This window comes from Sorangium sp. So ce375 (assembly GCF_051473855.1).
Taxonomy (GTDB): domain Bacteria; phylum Myxococcota_A; class Polyangia; order Polyangiales; family Polyangiaceae; genus Sorangium.
In genome coordinates this window covers 6280613-6299465 of sequence record NZ_CP150335.1, presented here as the reverse complement: position 1 = coordinate 6299465, position 18853 = coordinate 6280613, and the positions used below count along the sequence as shown (strand labels likewise).

Annotated in this window: 12 protein-coding genes; 5 read left to right on the top strand and 7 right to left on the bottom strand. The window is 70.4% G+C overall.

Annotated elements, in window-relative coordinates:
• Window positions 1-255: 255 nt before the first annotated feature.
• Window positions 256-1503, top strand: coding sequence for an NrdH-redoxin (locus WME90_RS23280; protein ID WP_437283375.1), 1248 nt, complete (start codon window positions 256-258; stop codon window positions 1501-1503).
• Between the two features lie 153 nt (window positions 1504-1656).
• Here the strand turns inward: WME90_RS23280 and WME90_RS23275 are convergent, their stop codons facing one another.
• Window positions 1657-7350 (bottom strand): AAA family ATPase, encoded by a 5694-nt coding sequence (locus WME90_RS23275; protein WP_437283374.1) that lies wholly within the window; start codon window positions 7348-7350, stop codon window positions 1657-1659.
• A 154-nt stretch (window positions 7351-7504) separates the two neighbouring features.
• Between WME90_RS23275 and WME90_RS23270 the strand changes: the two genes are divergently transcribed.
• On the top strand, window positions 7505-7684 hold the full coding sequence (locus WME90_RS23270) for a hypothetical protein (protein ID WP_437283373.1): 180 nt from the start codon (window positions 7505-7507) through the stop codon (window positions 7682-7684).
• A gap of 14 nt (window positions 7685-7698) precedes the next feature.
• Here WME90_RS23270 and WME90_RS23265 read toward each other — a convergent pair whose 3' ends face one another.
• Window positions 7699-8244 carry a TetR/AcrR family transcriptional regulator gene (locus tag WME90_RS23265; protein WP_437283372.1) on the bottom strand — a complete coding sequence of 182 codons (546 nt, stop codon included), beginning with the start codon at window positions 8242-8244 and terminating at the stop codon, window positions 7699-7701.
• 88 nt (window positions 8245-8332) lie between these two features.
• On the opposite strand from WME90_RS23265, the gene WME90_RS23260 reads away from it, so the two are divergent.
• Both WME90_RS23260 and mgtE read left to right on the top strand, forming a co-directional pair.
• Window positions 8333-9586, top strand: coding sequence for an FAD-dependent monooxygenase (locus tag WME90_RS23260; RefSeq protein WP_437283646.1), 1254 nt, complete (start codon window positions 8333-8335; stop codon window positions 9584-9586).
• Between the two features lie 370 nt (window positions 9587-9956).
• Window positions 9957-11270 (top strand): magnesium transporter, encoded by a 1314-nt coding sequence (gene mgtE, locus WME90_RS23255; RefSeq protein WP_437283371.1) that lies wholly within the window; start codon window positions 9957-9959, stop codon window positions 11268-11270.
• A gap of 99 nt (window positions 11271-11369) precedes the next feature.
• Here the strand turns inward: mgtE and WME90_RS23250 are convergent, their stop codons facing one another.
• Together WME90_RS23250 and WME90_RS23245 are read right to left on the bottom strand one after the other, a co-directional pair.
• On the bottom strand, window positions 11370-11603 hold the full coding sequence (locus WME90_RS23250) for a hypothetical protein (protein WP_437283370.1): 234 nt from the start codon (window positions 11601-11603) through the stop codon (window positions 11370-11372).
• Between the two features lie 356 nt (window positions 11604-11959).
• A complete protein-coding gene (locus WME90_RS23245) occupies window positions 11960-13540 on the bottom strand; it encodes an aldehyde dehydrogenase family protein (RefSeq protein WP_437283369.1) in 1581 nt (526 codons plus the stop codon).
• 336 nt (window positions 13541-13876) lie between these two features.
• Here WME90_RS23245 and glgB point away from each other — a divergent pair, with 336 nt between their 5' ends.
• Window positions 13877-16123, top strand: a complete 2247-nt coding sequence (glgB, locus tag WME90_RS23240) for a 1,4-alpha-glucan branching protein GlgB (protein WP_437283368.1) — start codon at window positions 13877-13879, stop codon at window positions 16121-16123.
• A 75-nt stretch (window positions 16124-16198) separates the two neighbouring features.
• On the opposite strand, the gene WME90_RS23235 is transcribed toward glgB, so the two are convergent.
• From WME90_RS23235 to WME90_RS23225, 3 genes are all read right to left on the bottom strand, one after another.
• Window positions 16199-16822 (bottom strand): hypothetical protein, encoded by a 624-nt coding sequence (locus WME90_RS23235; RefSeq protein WP_437283367.1) that lies wholly within the window; start codon window positions 16820-16822, stop codon window positions 16199-16201.
• Window positions 16819-17385, bottom strand: coding sequence for an FMN-binding protein (locus WME90_RS23230; protein WP_437283366.1), 567 nt, complete (start codon window positions 17383-17385; stop codon window positions 16819-16821). Before WME90_RS23230 ends, WME90_RS23235 begins: the two co-directional genes overlap by 4 nt.
• A 78-nt stretch (window positions 17386-17463) precedes the next feature.
• Complete coding sequence (locus tag WME90_RS23225) at window positions 17464-18837, bottom strand: protoporphyrinogen/coproporphyrinogen oxidase (protein WP_437283365.1); 1374 nt, start codon at window positions 18835-18837, stop codon at window positions 17464-17466.
• Window positions 18838-18853: the final 16 nt, after the last annotated feature.

The window sequence follows — 18853 nt, the reverse complement described above, 5'->3', positions numbered from 1 at the left end:
CGCGTCGCGCCGTGACGCCAGGATCCGGTGAATAGGCTGCATGCTGCTGTCCGCAGGTCTGGTCCAAGTGTCATGGCCAAGGTGAACCGGCTTGGCGCGTACTACCGTGTCTGCCAGACCCAGCAATCACCGTGCCCCGGCGACGCAGGCCATGCATCACGAGCCACATACGAGGCCGCTCGCCGTGCTTGTGGGCTGCGCTCGTGGACTGATCACGTGATCCGCTGAGCATGCATCGTGCGACAGCCGCTCCGCATGCGACCTGCCGTCGTGCGAGCGCTGGTGACGTGCGCGCTCGCCTTCTCGCTGTTCTGGAGCGATTCCGGGCGAGCTGCGCCGATCGAGCCGCGCGCCGATGTGGAGCTGTTCGCGCGCAAGGGGTGCCCTCGCTGCGACGAGGCCAAGCGCTTCGTGACCGAGCTCGAGGGCCGCCGACCCGGCCTGCGCGCGATCGTCGCGGATGTTGTCGAGGATCGCGCCGCGCTCGACCGGCTGATGGCGATCGCGGAGGGGCAGTCGATCACTGCCGTGAGCGTCCCCGCGTTCTATGTGCGCGGGGTGCTCGTCGTTGGGTACGCGGGGCGCGACGCGACGGGCCGGCGCATCGAGGCGTTGCTCGACAGCGCGCCACCGCCGGCCACCGCGGCCGACGACGCTGCTGCGTCCTGCCCTCTCACACCTCCCACGCCTCCCACGTCTCCTACGCCTCCCACGTCGGAGCAGCCACCGTGCCCCGCAGACGGCGCCGGGCCGAGCGCGGGGGTTGTCGACGTGCCCGTCTTCGGGCGCCTGGACGTCCGCGATCTTGGCCTGCCAGCGTTCACCGTCCTGCTGGGGCTCGTGGACGGCTTCAACCCGTGCGCCACGTGGGTGCTCCTCTTTCTCCTCTCCTTCCTCGCCACGCTGCGGAGCCGGGCGAAGATGCTGTTGATTGCCGGCGTGTTCGTGCTCGTGAGCGGTCTCGCTTATTTCGCCTTCATGGCTGCCTGGCTGAACTTCTTTCTCCTGGTCGGCGCCTCGCGCGCCGCGCAGATCGCGCTGGGAGCCATCGCCGTGCTTGCCGGTTCGGTCCACGTCAAGGACTTCTTCGCTTGGAAGCGGGGCGTGTCGCTCAGCATCCCCGAGTCGGTGAAGCCAGGGATCTACGCGAGGATGCGCGCTGTCGTCAGGGCGGAGAGCCTGCCCGCCGCGCTCGCCGCCGCGTGCCTCCTCGCCGTCATGGTCAACGTCGTCGAGCTCCTCTGCACCGCGGGCCTGCCGGCGCTCTACACCCAGCTCCTCGTCGAGAAAGGCCTCCCCGCGTGGAAGCACTATGCCTATCTCGCGCTCTACAACGTGGCCTACATGGCGGACGACATGGTGATGGTCGGCATCGCGGTGGTGACGTTGAGCCGCCGCAAGCTGCAGGAGAAGGAGGGACGATGGCTCAAGCTGCTGAGCGGCGCGATCATGGTGCTGCTCGGTCTCCTCCTGCTGTTCAAGCCCGACTGGCTGGCGACATGATCGCCGCGGAGGGTTCACGAGGCGATCGGTTGGCTGCTCGGCCTGCCGGCAGCACCGGGGAGGTGAGCAAGCTCGCGCCGATAGTCGAGCCGGCCGCCAGCCTGCAATCGCCGACGAAGCCTTACGGCGCGCCAGCCAATGCAGAAAGTAGGTCTAGGCCGGCGCGGCGCCGCGCTCCTCCGCCTCCGGCGGGCGCAACGGGAGCTCCACCACGAACGTCGCGCCCGCGCCCGGCTCGCTCTCCACCCGGATGGATCCGCCGTGCGACGCCACGATCGAGCGTGCAATGAAGAGCCCCAGGCCGAGGCCCCCGAAGTTGCGCACCGACACCGCGCGCTCGAAGCGCTCGAAGATCTTGCTCTGATCGGCCTCCGCGATCCCGATCCCCTGATCCCGGACGACCAGCAGCGCGCGATCGGCCTGCCTCCGCACGCCGACGAGAATCCCCCTGCCTGCGCCGTACTTCATCGCGTTCGACAGGAGGTTGATGAGCACCTGCTCCATGCGAGATGGATCCCAGCGCCCGACCACGGGCTCGTCCAGCTCGAGCTGGACGCTGCAGTGAGCGTCGGCGAGCTGCTGGCTCATCCGGTCGACGACCTCACGCGCCAGGGCCGCCAGATCGACAGGCGCGCGCGCGAGCGTCAGCCGCCCGGCGTTCAGCCGTGTGACGTCGAGCAGCTCGTCGACCAGGTGCCCGAGCCGCGCGATCTGGCGATTGACGACCTGAAGCGCGGCATGGATCCGCTCGGAGGGGAGCTCCGCGCGCTGGTAGCGATGCAAGAGCCGCTCGACGCGCTGCGCCTGCAGCTGAAGCGAGGTCAGCGGGGTCTTGAGCTCGTGGGAGGCGACGACGAGGAACTCATCCCTCCGCGCGATGGCCTCCTGGGCTTCAACGAACAGACGGGCGTTGTCGAGGGCGAGCGCCGCACGGTACCCGAGCTCCTCGGCCAGCCGCAGGTCGGCAGGGTCGTAACGGCGTCGGGGCACGGTCGCCAGCAGGGTCATGGCTCCGAAGCACCGGTCGCGCGCGAGGAGAGGAACCCGGAGGAAGGCGTGAATGCCGAGCTGCCCGAGGAGGGGCGCGGCGTCGATGTCGCCCACGCTGGGCCGTTCCGGCGACTCCGCCGCCAGGGGCCGCAGCGCGTCCATCACGGCGTCGGCCCGCCCGGCGAGCACGCCTGCGGAGACAAAGTGTCCCGGGGCGCCGCGGGCGAGGTCCACGTCGATGACGCACTGGTCGGCCAGCTCGGGCACCGCGAGCTGCGCCACGCTCTCGAGGGTCGCGCTGTAGCCGAGCGCCATCAGCTTGCGGCTCGCCTCGGCCAGGAAGCGCTCGGCCTGCTCGGTGGCCTTGAGCGCCTGTTCCGCTCGCCGCCGCTCGGCGTTCTCCTGCTCCAGCTCGGAATACAGCATGGCGTTTTCCAGCGAGATCGCCGATTGCGACGCGAGCAGCTCGATGACGCTGAGCCGCCCGGGAGTGAAGGCGCCGGTGACGAGGTTGTTCTCCAGATAGAGCAGGCCGATGAGCCGGGCCTCGCGCATGATTGGGACGCACAGCACCGATTTCGGGCGCTTGTGGCTGAAATACTCATCCTCCATGAACGGGTGGCGGGCGGCGGCGTCGTCGAGCAGCACGCGCTCGTGGCTCCGGCGAACGTAGTTGAGGACGGCCTCTGGCAGCGCGGCGGAAGACGCCTCGCTCGCGCCGAGCAGCCGCACCGCGCCCCCCGGCGCCTCGATCGCCGCGGTCCACGGGCGATCTTCCCGGACCAGCAGGACACATCCCTCCTCGGCGCCTGCGTGCTCGACCACGAGGCGAAGCAGCGTCTCGAGCAGCCGCGGGAGCTTGAGCTCGCCGGAGATGCTCTGCGAGGCCTTGACCACCGACAGGACGTCGAATTGCTCGGCTCGTACGGCGAAGGTGACGGTGGGGGTGATCGGCTTTCGCGGGGCGAGGTGGGGGTAGCGCTGATCGAGCTGCTCCACCTTGGCGTGGGCGCCCCACGTGAAATAGCCGGCGCGGGCCTTTCGCAGGTGGGCATCGGCGGACGTGGAGAGGCCGCGCGTGCGGTAGAACGCCGCGGCGAGCTCGCAGGCGATGGCCTCGTGCTGCGCGAAGCCGCCCTCCCGCGCCGACGCGATGGCCTGTTCGTAGAGCCGGATGGCCTCCAGGTCCTGCCCGCGGAGCCGGGCGATCTCGGCGCGGACCAGGGCGTGTTTGTGGAGGAAGTTGTCGGGGCCGTTCCTCGCCCACGCGCCGAGCTGCCGCTCGCATTCGAGGACCCGCTCGGGGAGCGCACGCAGCGGGGAGGGCCCCGCCTCGTGCGCCTCGTGCGCCTCGTGCGCCTCGTGCGCCTCGTCGAAGAGGGCCGCTAGCGAGAGCGCGAGATAATAGAAGTTCTCGGCGATGAGCGCGTATGGCTCGCTCTTGAAGGGGTGCTCGACCATCACGCGGGTCGCCGCCGCGGACGCCTCCCCGAGAGAGCCGAGCACGAAGAGCACCTGGGCCTTCAAGCCGTAATAGACGCTGCGAATGCGCTGCAGATCCCCCTCCTCCAGCCGCGCCTCGAAGGCTGGCGGATCCAGCTCGGACCCGTCCAGCATCGAGAAGCGGACCGGCCTCCCGCGTAGCGTCTGAATCATGGCGTGGCCGCCGAGGAGGGCGCTGTGCACCAGCGCGTGACCGGCCCTGCGCACGACGCCGAGGCGCTCTTCGACCTCGTGGAGCACGTCCTCCAGCGGCTCGCCAGAGAGCAGCCGGAACAGCGCGGACCAGAGGCAGTTGAAGCACGCCATGTTCAGATTGCCGGACTCGACCGCGGCGCTGAAGCCGGCGCGCGCGTACGGATACGCCTCTCGGTAGTGGCGCGTCCAGAACACGACATGCTGTCCGAAGGCCGTGAACACCACCGATTTCGTGGTGAGGAGGCCGCTCCTGTCTGCAAGGTCGCAGCCGAGCTTGCCGAACCGATAGGCATCCTGGTATCGCCCGAACCTCGGGCCGATCACCCTCGCGAAGGCGGCGAGCGCGTACGCGGAGCTCTCGGCGTTGCCGTGGCGCAGGCTGAGCTGGACCATGCGCAGGACGATGAGAAAATGCAGGTTCGGGTCCGCGAAGAGCGCAGGGAGGGACAGCCCCTGCAGCACGCCCATCGTGAGCTTCATCTCCGGGTGCGTCATGGGGGGCAGGTGGATCAGGTCCTCGATCGCCCGATTGCCCAGGGCCTGCCAGACGCCCTCGGTCTCCTCGTCGATCTGTGCGTCGGTGGGCTGGAGCGGCAGATCGATGCCGCCGGCGCGGAGCCACGCGAGCCCGATCTCCAGCGCGCGGTTGCATTGCCCGCGGGTCTGGTAGAAGGCGAGGGCGAGCTCGACGGCGGCGGCCGTCTCGCGCCGGGTCCTCGCGTGCCCCATGAGCTCTTTCAGGAGCCGCGCGGCCTCGTCGAAGCCGCCGGTGATGTACGCGGCGTGCGCGCGCTCGAGCGTCAGGTCGTAGGTCAGCTCGCGCTGCGTCTCCCAAGAGTCCGGCGCGAGCAGGGAATGGCCCGCGGCGAAGAGCGCGGCGGCGGACTGGAAGGCTGCGGCGGCCTTGGCCTTCCTGCCGGCGCGGAGGTTCAGCGCAGCGACCTCGTCCCGCTCCGCCTGGGAACGGAGGAGCGCGGCGCCGCGGTTGAGGTGGCCGACGACGTCGAAGAGCGCCTCGTCGCGCTCCTCCGCGCGCTGCGCCCTGAGGAGCAGCCGCCCGATCCCGAGGTGCATCGCGGGGCGCTGTTCGGCCGGGATGAGCGAGGTTGCGGCCTGTTGCACCCGGTCATGGAGGAATCGATAGGCAGAGCCCCGGCGGAGCAGCAGCCCCTCCCGCACGGCCTCCTCGAGCGCGTCGCGGAGCTCCGCCGCCGGACGGTTCGCGACGATCGCGAGGGCGTCGAGATCCAGGCTGCTGCCGAGGCACGCGGCGAGCGCGAGCGCGTCCCGCGTTGGGATCGAGAGCCGCTTCAGCTTGGCCGCCATCAGCTCGACGACGTTGTCGGCGAACCCCTTGTCGCGGATGGCGGCGATGTCCCACCGCCATGCCCTCTCGTCTGCGTCAAAGGCGATGAGCCCCTCCTGGTGCAGCGCGATCAGGAGCTGGAGCACGAAGAACGGGTTGCCGCCGGTCATCTCGTGGACGAGCCGTGAGAGCGGCTCGACCTGGTCTTCAGGCGCGTGGACCGCCTCGGCGACGAGCGCCCCGACGTGGGCGGCGGAGAGCGGCTCGAGGACGAGCTCCGAGACGGCGGCGCCGCGCTCCTGCGACTCGGCCAGCGTGGGCCGCAGCGGGTGCGCGGGGCCGACCTCGTTGTCGCGGTAGGCGCCGATCAAGAGGAGGTGCTCGGACCCGGCGTAGGTGGCGAGCTGTTCGAGCAAGAGGAGGCTGGCGGCGTCGGCCCACTGGAGATCGTCGAGGAAGAGCGCCACGGGGTGTCCCTTCCGGGCGCACGCCGCGAGGAAGCGCTGGAGCGTCGCGAGCAGCCGGCCCTGGGCCTCGGCGGGCGGGAGCTCGGGCACGGGCGGCTGAGGGCCGAGGAGCAGCTCGAGCTCCGGGAGCACGTCGGCGAGCAGCCTCCCATTTGGGCCGAGGGCCTCCCGGAAGCGCTGTCTCCAGAGCTCGACCTGCTCCTCGCTCGCGCCCAGGATCTCCTGCAAAAGCGCCCGGAACGCCTGGAGGAAAGCGCGGTAGGGGACGTCCCTCGCGGTTTGATCGAACTTGCCGGAGAGGAAGAACCCCTGCTCCCTCACGATCGGCCGGTGCAGCTCGGCGACGAGCGACGACTTGCCGATGCCCGAGTAGCCCGACACGAGCACGAGCTCTGGCCGGCCCTCCGCCACCACCCGCTCGAACACGGCGAGCAGGGCCTCCACCTCGCGCTCGCGCCCGTACAGCCGCTGGGGGACCTGGAACCGGTCCGAGAGGTCGCGCTGACCGAGGGCGAAGGGCGGAATGGCGCCGCTCGTCCGCCACATCGCGAAGCACTCGTCCAGGTCGTGCCGCAGGCCGGCCGCGCTCTGGTAACGCTCCTCGGCGGCCTTGGAGAGCAGCTTGAGCACGGCCTGCGACACGAGCGGAGGAATCGAAGGGACGAGCGCGTGCGGCGGGACCGGCTTCTGCGCGATATGGCAATAGACCCACTCGACGGGATCGCTGGCCTGGAACGGCAGGGTGCCCGTCAGCATTTCATAGAGGACGACGCCCAGGGAGTAGAGATCGGTCCGCTCGTCGATCCAGCGGTTCATCCGGCCCGTCTGCTCCGGGGCCATGTACGCCAGCGTCCCCTCGATGAGCCCGACGTGCTCGAGGTGCTGGAGCTCGCGGGGTATTCGGGACGCAATCCCCAGGTCGGTGATCTTCACCTCGCCGGTGGCGGGGTGGAGGAGCAGGTTTTGAGGCTTGATGTCCTTGTGGACGATGCCGTGTCGATGCAGCCCGGCGAGCGCTTCGACCAGGCGGACGGCGAGGGGGAAGAAGCGCTCGAGCGATATCGGCCCATCAAGGAGCCGATCGAGCGATACGCCGCCGAAATCCTCCAGGACCAGCGCCGGCTGATCGCCGAGCACCTCGAGAGCATAGGGCTTGACGACGGCCGTGGCCTCGAGCGGCCGGGCGATCTCGTATTCGTGACGCAGTCGCTCGCGGGCATGGGGGCTCGCGTGATCGCGCCGGAGGACCTTGATCACCACGGGAAGGCCGTCGTCTTCGCGAATCCCCCGGTAAAGAAGGGTGTCTGACCCTTCGTAGAGGACCTCGATGACGGCGTAACGGGTCGATACCCCGGGATCGGAGCGGACGGGAATGGTGGTATCCACAGAAGCCCCACGACGGGTACCGCGAAGCATGTGCCATGCTCGGCGCCCATCGCCATCGCTTTGAGCGGGCGGGGCGCCGGACGTCATCCATTTCCCATCTCACGCCCGCGGAACGCCGCGCGCACGCCGCGCCCCACGCCGGGCCATCCTGTCGATGACATCGTGGCAGGACTGCCCCGCACGCTGGCTCGCAAACGCCATCGTCGTGCGCCGCTCGACCGAGCTCTCGTGCAGCAGTGCGCAGAAGCGCTCGATCGTCACCTTCGTGGACATTGCCGGCGCGGTCCTCGAGGGCGTCCACCTGCTCCGCGCCCGTAGCTCCAACGTAGGATAGCGCGGGGTTGCGATTCACGACGTCGGCGCGAGCGCGGCGAGGGCGGCCTCGACGGCGAGCGACTTGATCTTCTCCATCGGCACGTCGGTGAACTCGACGGTGCAATCGGAGAGGCCGCCGATGGAGACCACCGCGCGGGCGCGGGCGGCGAGCGAGGGGCGCGGGCCGATGAGCAGGCGCATCAGGCGGCGGCGCCACTCGATCATGCGCATGCCGAGGTCGAGGTAGGCGAGCGTGGCGAGGTCGCGGACCACCATCGTGAGGGTGTCGCGGTGGCGGTGCAGGAGATCGAAGTAGTCCGCGAGCAGGTCGCGCGGGTCAGGCTGCGGGCCGCCCTCGCGCTCGGCGATGAACGCGTCCATGTCCGCGAGCAGCGGCTCGACGATGCTGGCGACGAGCGCTTCGCGCGAGTCGAAGTGGTAGTAGAGCGCAGGCTTGGTGATGCCGAGGTGATCGGCGATCTCGCGCAGGCTGGTCCGCTGGACTCCCTGGCGCGCGAACAGCTCGCGCGCCGCCGCTTGGATTCGCGCCTTTGTGTCGGAGGGCCGGGCTCGGGTCATCCGCGCAGTGTAGCGCTTACTTACCGGTCGGTAAGCCTTGTGCAGGGCTGGGTCGCGTGCTTACCTATCGGTAAGTAAGGAGGGGCCCATGGAGATCCTCATTTCGGGCGCCAGCATCGCTGGTCCGGTGCTGGCCTACTGGCTCAAGCGGCACGGATTTCGGCCCACGGTGGTGGAGCGCGCGCTGACGCTGCGCAAGACGGGGGGCCACGCGGTCGACCTGTTTCGGCCGGCGATGGACATCGTCGAGCGCATGGGCGTGCTGGCGCGGGTCGAGGCCAAGAAGACCGGCACCGAGCGCATGACGCTGGTGCGCGAGGGGGTGCGAGGGCAGGTCGACATCGACATCGGCCGGTTGATGCACGCGGTGTCCGACCGCCACGTCGAGATCATGCGCGACGATCTCAGCGAGATCTTCCACGACGCGACCCGGGGAGACGTCGAGTACGTGTTCGGCGACTCGATCGCCTCGCTCGCCGAGGACGAGGCCGGGGTCGACGTGAAGTTCGAGCGCGGCGCGCCGCGGCGCTTCGACCTGGTGATCGGCGCCGACGGGTTGCACTCGAACGTTCGGCGGCTGGTGTTCGGCGAGGAGCGGCGGTTCGCCCGTTTCATCGGCGCCTACCTCGCGGTGATCTCGATCCCGAACTACTTGCATCTGCACGACCACGCGATCGTGCTCGGCGGGGTCGGGCGGATGGCGGCGATCTACGGCTCGCACACGATCGACGACGCGCGCGCGGTGTTCCTGTTCCGCAGCCAGCGCGAGCTCGATGTCCACCACCGAGACGTCGCGCGGCAGAAGCAACTGCTTCGCGAGGCGTTCGCCGGGGCCGGCTGGGAGGTGCCGCGGCTGATGGCCGAGCTCGATCGGACCCCGGCGTTCTATTTCGACTCGATCACGCAGCTGCGCATGGACTCGTGGTCGCGCGGGCGCGTCAGCCTGACCGGCGACGCGGGCTACTCGCCGGGGCCGGCGGTCGGCGGCAGCACCAGCCTCGCGGTGGTCGGCGCCTATATCCTCGCGGGCGAGCTGGCCGCGGCCGGCGGCGACCACGCGCGCGCGTTCCGGGCCTGCGAGCGCGAGCTGGCCGACTACGTGCGCCGCAGCAGGGTGTTCGCGCTGAATGCCGCCAGGCGTCTGGTCCCGGGCAGCCGGCTCGAGCTGTGGGCGCTGGCGCAGATCGGCCGCCTGGTCAGCGTGGCGCCGCGCGGGGTGTCGCGCGCGCTGGCCAAGCTGAGCAGCCACGGGGTCCGGCTCCACGACGCGATCGCGCTCAAGGAGTACGCGCGCGCGAAGGCGGCGGTCGGCCAGCCTGCTGTCCTCGCGGACAGGCCGTGACGCGGGCGGATCCTTGATGTGCCGCTCGGCGACGTCGATCTGCGGCGGGAAGATGATCTCCCCACGTCGACGAACTCGTCGCCGGGATCGTCCTGGTTCAGCGGCCTCGTGATCTCCGTCCGAAGCGCCGGGGGAGCGCCGCCACACCTGGCGAGCAGCCGGCGCTGCCTGAGCCCACGCCCGTCCAGGTCAAGCCCACCGAGCGCGCGCTGGTTTGATCTGAGCCGAAAAATCCCCGTTGCGCGTGCCGGGCTCGGCGATAGATGCTCGGCGCGCCGGGGCCTTTCGTTGCCGCGGGACCTCATGTCGCGCGCCTCGACATCCTCGATCCAGCATTGCTCGCCACGCTACCTCGTCGTGGAGGTGACCCATGTCCGACGACCGTCTTACCGCCGCAGAGCTCGGCGAGATCTGGGCGGTGCTATCCCCGGAGGAGCGCGCCGACGGCGTCGAGCACCTCGAGCGGGGCGAGGCGCACAGCTTCTTCCTCGGCCTCGCCGAGCAGGAGCAGGCCGCCGTCCTGCTCGCGATGAAGGCCGGCGAGCGCAGGCTCTGGATGCGGCTCCTGGCGCCCGACGACGCCGCGGACGTGATCCAGCTCGTTCCCCAGGAGCTCCGCGCCTCGCTCCTGGAGACGCTGGACGAGCCGACGCGGCGCGAGGTCGCGGCGCTCATGGCGTACGCCGAGGACGAGGCCGGCGGGCTCATGAGCCCGCGGTTCGCGCGGCTGCGGCCCGACATGAGGGTCGGAGAGGCGATCCGGTACCTCCAGCGGCAGGCCCAGGCGAAGCTCGAGACCATCTACTACGCGTACGTGCTCGATCAGGAGCAGCGGCTCCTGGGCGTGGTGTCCTTCCGGGACCTCATCACCGCGCGCAGCGACAAGGCCCTGGCCGACGTCATGCGGCGGGACGTCATCTCGGTGCCCGATACGCTGGACCAGGAGGCGGTCGCGCGCGTCATCGCGCAGCATGACCTCAACGCGATTCCGGTCGTCGACGCCGAGGGCAGGATCAAAGGCATCGTCACCGTCGACGACATCGTCGACGTCGTCCAGAGCGCGGCGACCGAGGACATCCAGAAGCTCGGCGGCATGGAGGCGCTCGACACGCCCTACATGCAGACCGGCATGCTCGCCCTGGTGAAGAAGCGCGCCGGCTGGCTCTCGGCGCTCTTCCTCGGCGAGATGCTCACCGCGAGCGCGATGGGGCACTACGAGGACGAGATCGCGAAGGCGGTCGTGCTCGCGCTCTTCGTTCCGCTCATCATCTCGAGCGGCGGCAACTCCGGTTCCCAGGCGACGACGCTGATCATTCGCGCGATGGCGCTCGGCGAGGTCACGATCAAGGACTGGTGGCGCATCGTCCGCCGCGAGCTCACCGCCGGCCTCTCGCTCGGCCTCATCCTCGCCACGATCGGCCTGGTCCGCATCCTCGTGTGGCAAGCGATCTTCCACACGTACGGCGAGCACTACCTGCGGGTGGCCGCCACCGTCGCCGCGAGCCTGGTCGGCATCGTCGCGTGGGGGACGCTCGCCGGCGCGATGCTGCCCTTCGTGATCCGCCGGCTGGGATTCGACCCGGCGAGCGCGTCCGCGCCGTTCGTCGCGACCCTCGTCGACGTCTCCGGGCTCGTCATCTACTTCAACGTCGCGCAGGTCATCCTCCAGGGGAGCCTGCTGTGACGCCGCGGCGCGGGGCCTGATCGAGGTCGAGGGGCCTCCGCGAGCGGGCGCCGCTCTCCGCGGCGCCGTGGCGCTCAGCGAGCGCGGTAGATGTGGCGCTCAGCGAGCGCGGTAGATGCGGAGCACGGTGATCGTCCGCGACTCACGCTCGATCGCGAGCACCACATCGTGGAAGCCCGCGCTGAGCAGGTGGTAGGGCGCCTCCCACGCGAGCTCGCCTTCGCCCGTCTCCGCGAAGCGAACGACCGCCCGGTCGATCATGAAGGCCGAGTGCATCGGCAGCCTGTAAAACGTGATCAGCGCAGGGAAGTTCCAGACAACACGGAAGCTCATCCGCCTTGCTCGTGAGCCAGCTCCTCCAGGGCCCGCGGTAGATCCTCGTGCGCGACGAGGCGCGCACGCCCCGCCGCGATGTCAGCGAGGTCCTGATCGAGCTCGGCGCGCTGTTCCGGCGTGAGCCTCTGGACACGCGGCGCGCGATCGAGAGCCGCGAGGATGGGGTCGCTCGCCAAGGAACCGGGCCGGGTAGGCATAGGTTCAGCGTGGATCAGGAGGGGGCAGGGATGCAAGCGCGCGCGTCTGGTGCGGAAAACCAGGAGGCCGGCGCCTCACCCGACGTTTGCACATCGGGAATCGAGAGACCGGCCGATTTCCTGAATTTCCCGCCTCCCCATCGACAGCGCCGTGCCCTAGAACAGCTCCCCGATGCGCCGCAGGAGGCTGCCGCTCGAGAAGAGCGCCCGCATCCCTCGCTTGAACCAGCCGTACGACGCCGCCGTGTAGGGGAACCAGGTCGGGTCCTTCGACCCCAGCGCGATGCGGTCCGCGTTGATGTGCTTGACGTCGCACATCTGCCTGAGCCCGTCCTCGCCCATCACCCGGCCGAAGCCGCTCTGCTTGACGCCCCCGAACGGCGCGTCGGGGAGGGCGCCGTTCATGAGCACGTCGTTCACCAGCACGCTCCCGGCCTGCAGGCGCTCGGCGAGCCGGCGGGCGTGATCGGTGTCCTCCGAAAAGACGTAGGCGTTGAGGCCGAGGTGCGACTCGTTCGCGAGGCGGATCGCCTCCTCCTCGGTCGCGACCTGCATGAACGGAACGACCGGCCCGAAGATCTCCTCGGTCATCACCGTCATCGCGTGATCGCAGCCGGCGAGGATCGTCGGCTCGAAGAACTGGCCCTGCCCCGGCGCGCGCTTGCCGCCGGCCTTCACGGTCGCCCCCTTGTCGACAGCGTCCTTGATGTGCCGCTCGGCGACGTCGATCTGCGGCGGGAAGATGATCGCCCCCACGTCGACGAACTCCTTGCCGGGATCGCCCTGGTTCAGCCCCTTCGTGATCTCGACGGTCCGATCGAGCAGGCGGTCGTGGATCTCGCGGTGCGCATAGACCCGCTCCACCGCGACGCACACCTGGCCCGCGTTCGCGAAGCCGCCGAAGACGATCGCCTGCGCCGTGCGCTCGATGTCGGCGTCCGCGCAGGCGATGAGCGGGGCCTTGCCGCCGAGCTCCATCACGCACGGGATGAGGCGCTCGCCGCAGGCGGCCGCGACCTTCCTGCCGGTGCCGACGCTGCCGGTGAACAGCAGCATCTGGATGCCGCTGTCGATGAGCGCCGCCCCGGTCGGCCCGTAGCCGGTGACGACCTGGAAGAGATCCTCGGGCATGCCCGCGCCGTCCCAGATCTCCTTCTGCTTGAGCGCGATGAGCGGCGTCACCTCGCTCGGCTTCAGCACGGCGGCGTTGCCGGCGACGATCGCCGCGAGCACGTCGCGCAGCGCGAGCTGGAACGGGAAGTTCCACGGCGAGATCACCCCGACCACGCCGCGCGGGACGTAATGAACCCAGCTGCGCCGGTGCTTGAAGAGGTGGAGCTTGATCTCGTGCGGCTCGAGCGCCTTCGGGGCGACCTCCGCGAAGTACGTCGCCATGTCGGCCGCGACCAGGACCTCGTGCAGCAGCGCCTCGTGGCGCGGCTTGCCGCACTCGCGCGAGAGCAGATCGACGATCTCGTCCGTCCGATCGACGATGGCGTCGCGGAAGCGCAGGACGCGCTGGCAGCGCTCCTCCACGGGCAGCGCGCCCCAGGCCTCCTGCGCGCGCCGCGCCCGGGCGACCGCGGCCCGCACCTCCTCGGCGCTCGTGTTCGGGGCCTCTCCAAGGAGCTCCCCGGTCGCGGGCGCGTAGCTGCGGATCGCCGCGCCCCCGTGCCCGTTCATGCCAGGACCGCTGCCATTGCCCCCGATCGGGCGCTCGCTCACCACCTGACCCATGTTCGATCCCTCCGCCTTCGAGCCCGCGTCGCTTGCCGGATGGCCTCCGTGGCTCGCTGCTCGACGCCGGGACCGTAGCCTTGCCGCGAAGGTACAGCAAATGAGCATTTGCGCCGTTTCCCGACGAATCCCGGCAAATCTCGGCGCGCGCGCGCCGCGGATCCAGCTCCCGACGTCCGCTGTTGCGTTGCGGACAAATGGTGAGCACACCGTGGTTGCGCCAGGGGGGACGGGAGCCGCGGGCCGCGCGGGTGCGCCCGGGTGACCCTGGTCGGCGTCTCGGGCGGACTCTCGGCATGACGTCGGCGAGTGGAGCCGCTATAGGCGGACCCCGACATGTTGGAACAACGAGAACTCGATCTCATCGCGGCAGTCGAGCATCCGGATCCGCACAACGTGCTCGGCGCGCACGAAGACGAGGACGACCTGGTGGTCCGCGTCTTTCGGCCGGACGCCACCGAGGTCACGGTGGTCCCGGGCGACCCCAAGCTCCGGAGGCAGCCGATGGTGCGCGTCCACCCCGCGGGCCTCTTCGAGGCGCGCTTCCCCGGCGTGTCCTACCCCGCGGACGGACGCTTCCACTACCAGCTCGAGCTGCGCTACGCGGACGGCAACTCCTCGGTCGAGCTCGACCCGTACTCGATGCCGCCGACGCTCGGGGACATCGATCGCCACCTCCTGGCCGAGGGGCGGCACTGGGAGCTCTACCGCGTCCTGGGCGCGCACGTGCGCGAGGTGGACGGGATCTCCGGGACGTCGTTCGCGGTCTGGGCCCCGAACGCGCGGCGGGTGAGCGTCATCGGCGACTTCAACCAATGGGACGGCCGTCGCCACGCGATGCGCCGGATGGGCGAGGGCTTCTGGGAGCTCTTCGTCCCCGGGATCGGCGAGGGCGCGCTCTACAAGTACGAGATCAAGACGCCGGAGGGGCACATCACGGTGAAGACCGATCCCGTCGCCCAGGCGATGGAGCTCCGGCCGGCCACCGCCTCGCGGGTCTACACGAGCCGCTACGCGTTCCAGGACGGCGGCTGGATGCAGGAGCGCGGCAAGCTCGACTCCCGCAAGAAGCCGATCACGATCTACGAGGTCCACGCCGGCTCCTGGCGGCGCGTGCCGGGCGAGGGCCCGCCGTACGAGGGCGGGATGCGCTGGATGACGTACCGCGAGCTCGCCGACCAGCTCGTCGAGTACGTGGCCGAGCTCGGCTTCACGCACATCGAGCTCATGCCGGTCATGGAGCACCCCTTCGACGGATCATGGGGTTACCAGGTGGCGGGCTACTTCGCCCCGACCAGCCGCTACGGCGATCCCGACGACCTCCGCTATTTCATCGATCGGTGTCACCAGCGGGGGATCGGCGTGATCCTCGACTGGACCCCCGCGCACTTCCCCAAGGACGCGTGGGCGCTCGGGCGGTTCGACGGCACGGCGCTCTACGAGCACCTCGACCCGCGCCTCGGCGAGCACCGCGAGTGGAACACCTACATCTTCAACTACGGCCGCCACGAGGTGCGGAACTTCCTTGTGGCCAACGCGCTGTACTGGCTCGACGAGTTCCACATCGACGGCCTGCGGGTCGACGCGGTCGCCTCGATGCTCTACCTCGACTACGCCGCGGAGGGCCACGACTGGGTGCCGAACCGGTATGGCGGCCGCGAGAACATCGAGGCCATCGACTTCATCCGGGAGCTGTCGAACCGGGTCCACGAGCGCTGCCCGGGCGCGATCCTCTGCGCGGAGGAGTCCACCGCCTGGCCGTCGGTGACCCACGCGACGTACGTCGGCGGGCTCGGCTTCGACTTCAAGTGGAACATGGGGTGGATGCACGACACGCTCGACTTCTTCAAGCACGAGCCCATCCACCGCGCCTTCCACTACCACCAGCTCACGTTCGGGCTCATCTACGCCTTCTCCGAGAAGTTCCTCCTGCCGCTGAGCCACGACGAGGTCGTGCACCTCAAGCGGGCGCTGCTCTCGAAGATGCCCGGGGATTACTGGCAGATGCTGGCGAACCTGCGCACGCTCTACGGCTATATGTGGGCGCACCCGGGCAAGAAGCTGCTCTTCATGGGCGGCGAGATCGGTCAGTTCGCCGAGTGGAGCGAGAAGACGGAGCTCGACTGGGGCCTGCTCTCGGTGGCCGAGCACGCGGGGCTCAAGCGGCTCGTGACGGACATCAACGCGCTCTACAAGAAGTATCCGGCGATGTACGAGCTCGACGACGAGCACCAGGGCTTCCGGTGGATCGACTGCACCGACCACACGCAGACCGTGATCTCGTTCATCCGTTACGGCGACGGCGCGGGAGATCAGATGTCGCCCTCGGGGACACACGTCGTGTTCATCGGCAATTTCACGCCGGTCCCGCGGCATCCGTACCGGATCGGCGTCCCGCGGCGCGGCGCCTACCTGGAGGTGCTCAACACCGATGCGGCCCAGTACGGCGGCAGCGGCGTGGGCAACATGGGCCGCGTCGAGGTCGAGGACGTCCCCAGCCACGGGTTCCCGCAATCCATCGTGCTCTCGCTGCCGCCGCTCGGCGTGCTCTGGCTCGTCCCCGAGCGGGACGCGCCGGTCTGAGGCTTCGTCGGGCGCCCTTGTATCCAGGGCGCCTTCGCTCGTCGGGGCGAGCGCGCCCCGCGCGGGCGCGCCCGTTTACTGGGCCTCGTCCGCCGGCGCCGCCTCGCTTCGCCGCGAGCGCCTCGGCAGCCACATGTCCACGGTCGAGACGACCGCCATGGCGCCGAGCGACAGCAGCATCGCCACGCCGGAGATGGGCATCAGCGCCGCCGCGCCGGGCGCGCCCCGGATGAGCCACGGCGCCGCGATGTGCAGCCCGCTCGCGACGACGGCCGCCGCCACGCCCGCGGTGTGGAGCCACGACGGCAGGCGCGCGAGCAGCCAGAGGTGCGCGAGGATCAGCACGTACACCGGCACGGAGAAGAGGTGGAAATGCGTCACCTCGAGCAGCTTTCGCTCGGAGATCTGCTCGACCAGGACGCGCGGCGTCTCCGGCGCTCCGGGGAGGTCGAGCTCCGGGCCCAGGTCGAGCGCGGGCCCCTCGGCCGCGGCGGGCGCCTGGGTCGGAGCGGGCGCCGGCGCGACGACCGCCGCGCCGGCGTAGTAGCCGGCGGCCCCCGCGTCCTGCACCATGGCCCCGTACAGGCGCCACGACACGAGCAGCCCGATCACCGACGCGAACGCGAACGCCGAATAGAGGAGCTTCGCGCCGAGCGAGAGCGACCTCAGCCGGCCGGATGCCGCCGTGAAATCCCTCACAGCCCGCCGCGCTTCAGCGCGAGCTGGAGGACGAGCGTGTCGCGCTTGACGCCGAGCGCCACGGAGCGGGACGAGATGGATGCGCCCGACACGATGTCGATGTCCTTGCCCGCGGTGATCGGGTCGCCCGCCGTCTTGCCGCGGAACTGGGCGCGGAAGCGATCGCCGCGGACCTCATCGCCGTAGGCCTCGCGGTACTCGAGGATCTCGATCCGCTCGACCGCGCCGGACGTCGAGAACTGCACGGCGAAGTCGATCAGCTCGTGCAACCCCTTCTCTTCGTCCTTGATCGCGTAGCCGTCGATCTTGCCTTCGGACTCCGCGACGTACACCACCCACTCGCGCTTGACCGGCGCCCCGAGCTTCTTGCCGAGCTCCTGCGCCTCCGCGTCGCCGAGGACGACCTTGCGATAACCCACCTTCTTCGAGCTCGCGAAGAAGCTCTTCAGGACAGCAGGGACCGTCCAGTACGTCGCGGCGTGGGCCGGTAGCGCCGCCAGGATGAAAGAGAGCGCCGCTGCCGCAGCGAGGTGGGCGGTACGGGGACAACAGGAAGGACGCATCAAGGCTCGGACGAAGCTGTCACTCGTGAAAGTCAAAGTCAACGGCGTTTGGGCTGCGGATCGGGCGGCGCGCGGGCCTCAATCGCGCACCTGCACGTCCAGGTAGCGCTCGGCGTTCAGCACCCACGCATCCGGGCTGCGGCCGGCCTCGACGTGCGCCACCGCGTCGGCGGCGATCGCGGCGCAGTGATCGAGGTTGCAGTGCAGGAAGAGCGCCTGCCTCCCGAAGGGGATCACGCCGAGCGCGGCGGCGCGGCGCATCGCGGCTCGCCAGTCGCGGAGCCAGCCGCGCCGGTAGAGCGGGTACACGCGGGGCACGAAGCGCTGCCGGGCCTCGAGCGGCGCCACCCCGCGCGGGGCGATGCCCGCGCGCACGAGCTGGTCGAGCAGCGCCTCGAGCGGCGGGCCCGAGGCGAAATCGCGGCCGCTCCCCCAGGCCCCCTCGGGGATCTCGACGCACAGCACCGTCTCGCCTGGGCGGCGGAGATCGGGCGCGTAGTTCTGCAGCTCGGAGACGCGGCCGAACCAGAAGCGCGGGTCGGGGCAGTAGTACGTCTCCGGCGTGCCCACCCGCGCGCGGGGGTACGCCAGGTAAACCAGGTAGAGCCCGCGGTGATCGAGGGGCGCGTCGGGCACGAGGTCCGCGAGATCGCCCGCGAACAGGAGCGGTGGCGCGCCGGGGCGCGCGCCCGCCTCGGCCAGATGGAAGGCGGCCCCGCACTCGGCCCTGACGCCGGCCTCCGCGAGCCGCGCCTCGAGGTACGTGATGAGCGACGAGATGCCCGCCGGCGGGTAGATGAACCGCGCGAGGTCCGCCGCGGCGCCGCGGCGACCGCGGGCGAGCCCCTTGAACAGCGCGAGCGGGCTCGTCGTGCTGATCCGCTTCTTCGCGACGGTCTGGGAGAGCTCGGACGGCGGGATGCCCCAGACCTTCTCGGCGTACGGCCGGTAGAACGACGCGTAGGCCGCCGCCCCGACGCGGTCGCGCACGAACCGCTCGAAGCCGACGTCCTCGCCGGCGCGGGCGCGGTCGTGCTCCCAGCGGGCGAAGGCCGCGCGGCGGCCGCGCTGCGCCACGAGCCCGAGGCCCATGGCGGCGCCGGCGCGCAGGCCGAGCGCGCGGAGCATCGAGGGCGCGCTGGGCGGGTAGGGGACGTGGCGCTCGCCGAGCACGAGCACCCCGCGGCGCGGGCGCGAGAGGAACGGGGAGCGCGCGTGCACCTCGCGGAAGAGCGGCTGATCGAGGGCGGCGGGGTGGAGCCGGTGCGAGCCGAGGTCGCATGGCAGGCCGCGGAACGTCTCGGCGCCCGCGAGGCCGCCGGGCCGCGCCGCGCGCTCCAGGAGGCGCACGCGCCGGCCGGCGCGCGCGAGCAGCAGCGCGGCGTAGAGGCCGGAGATGCCGGCGCCGACCACGAGGCGCTCGGGCCCGGCGTCGTCTGGGCGGAATGACATCGTGTGCCCGCGTCCG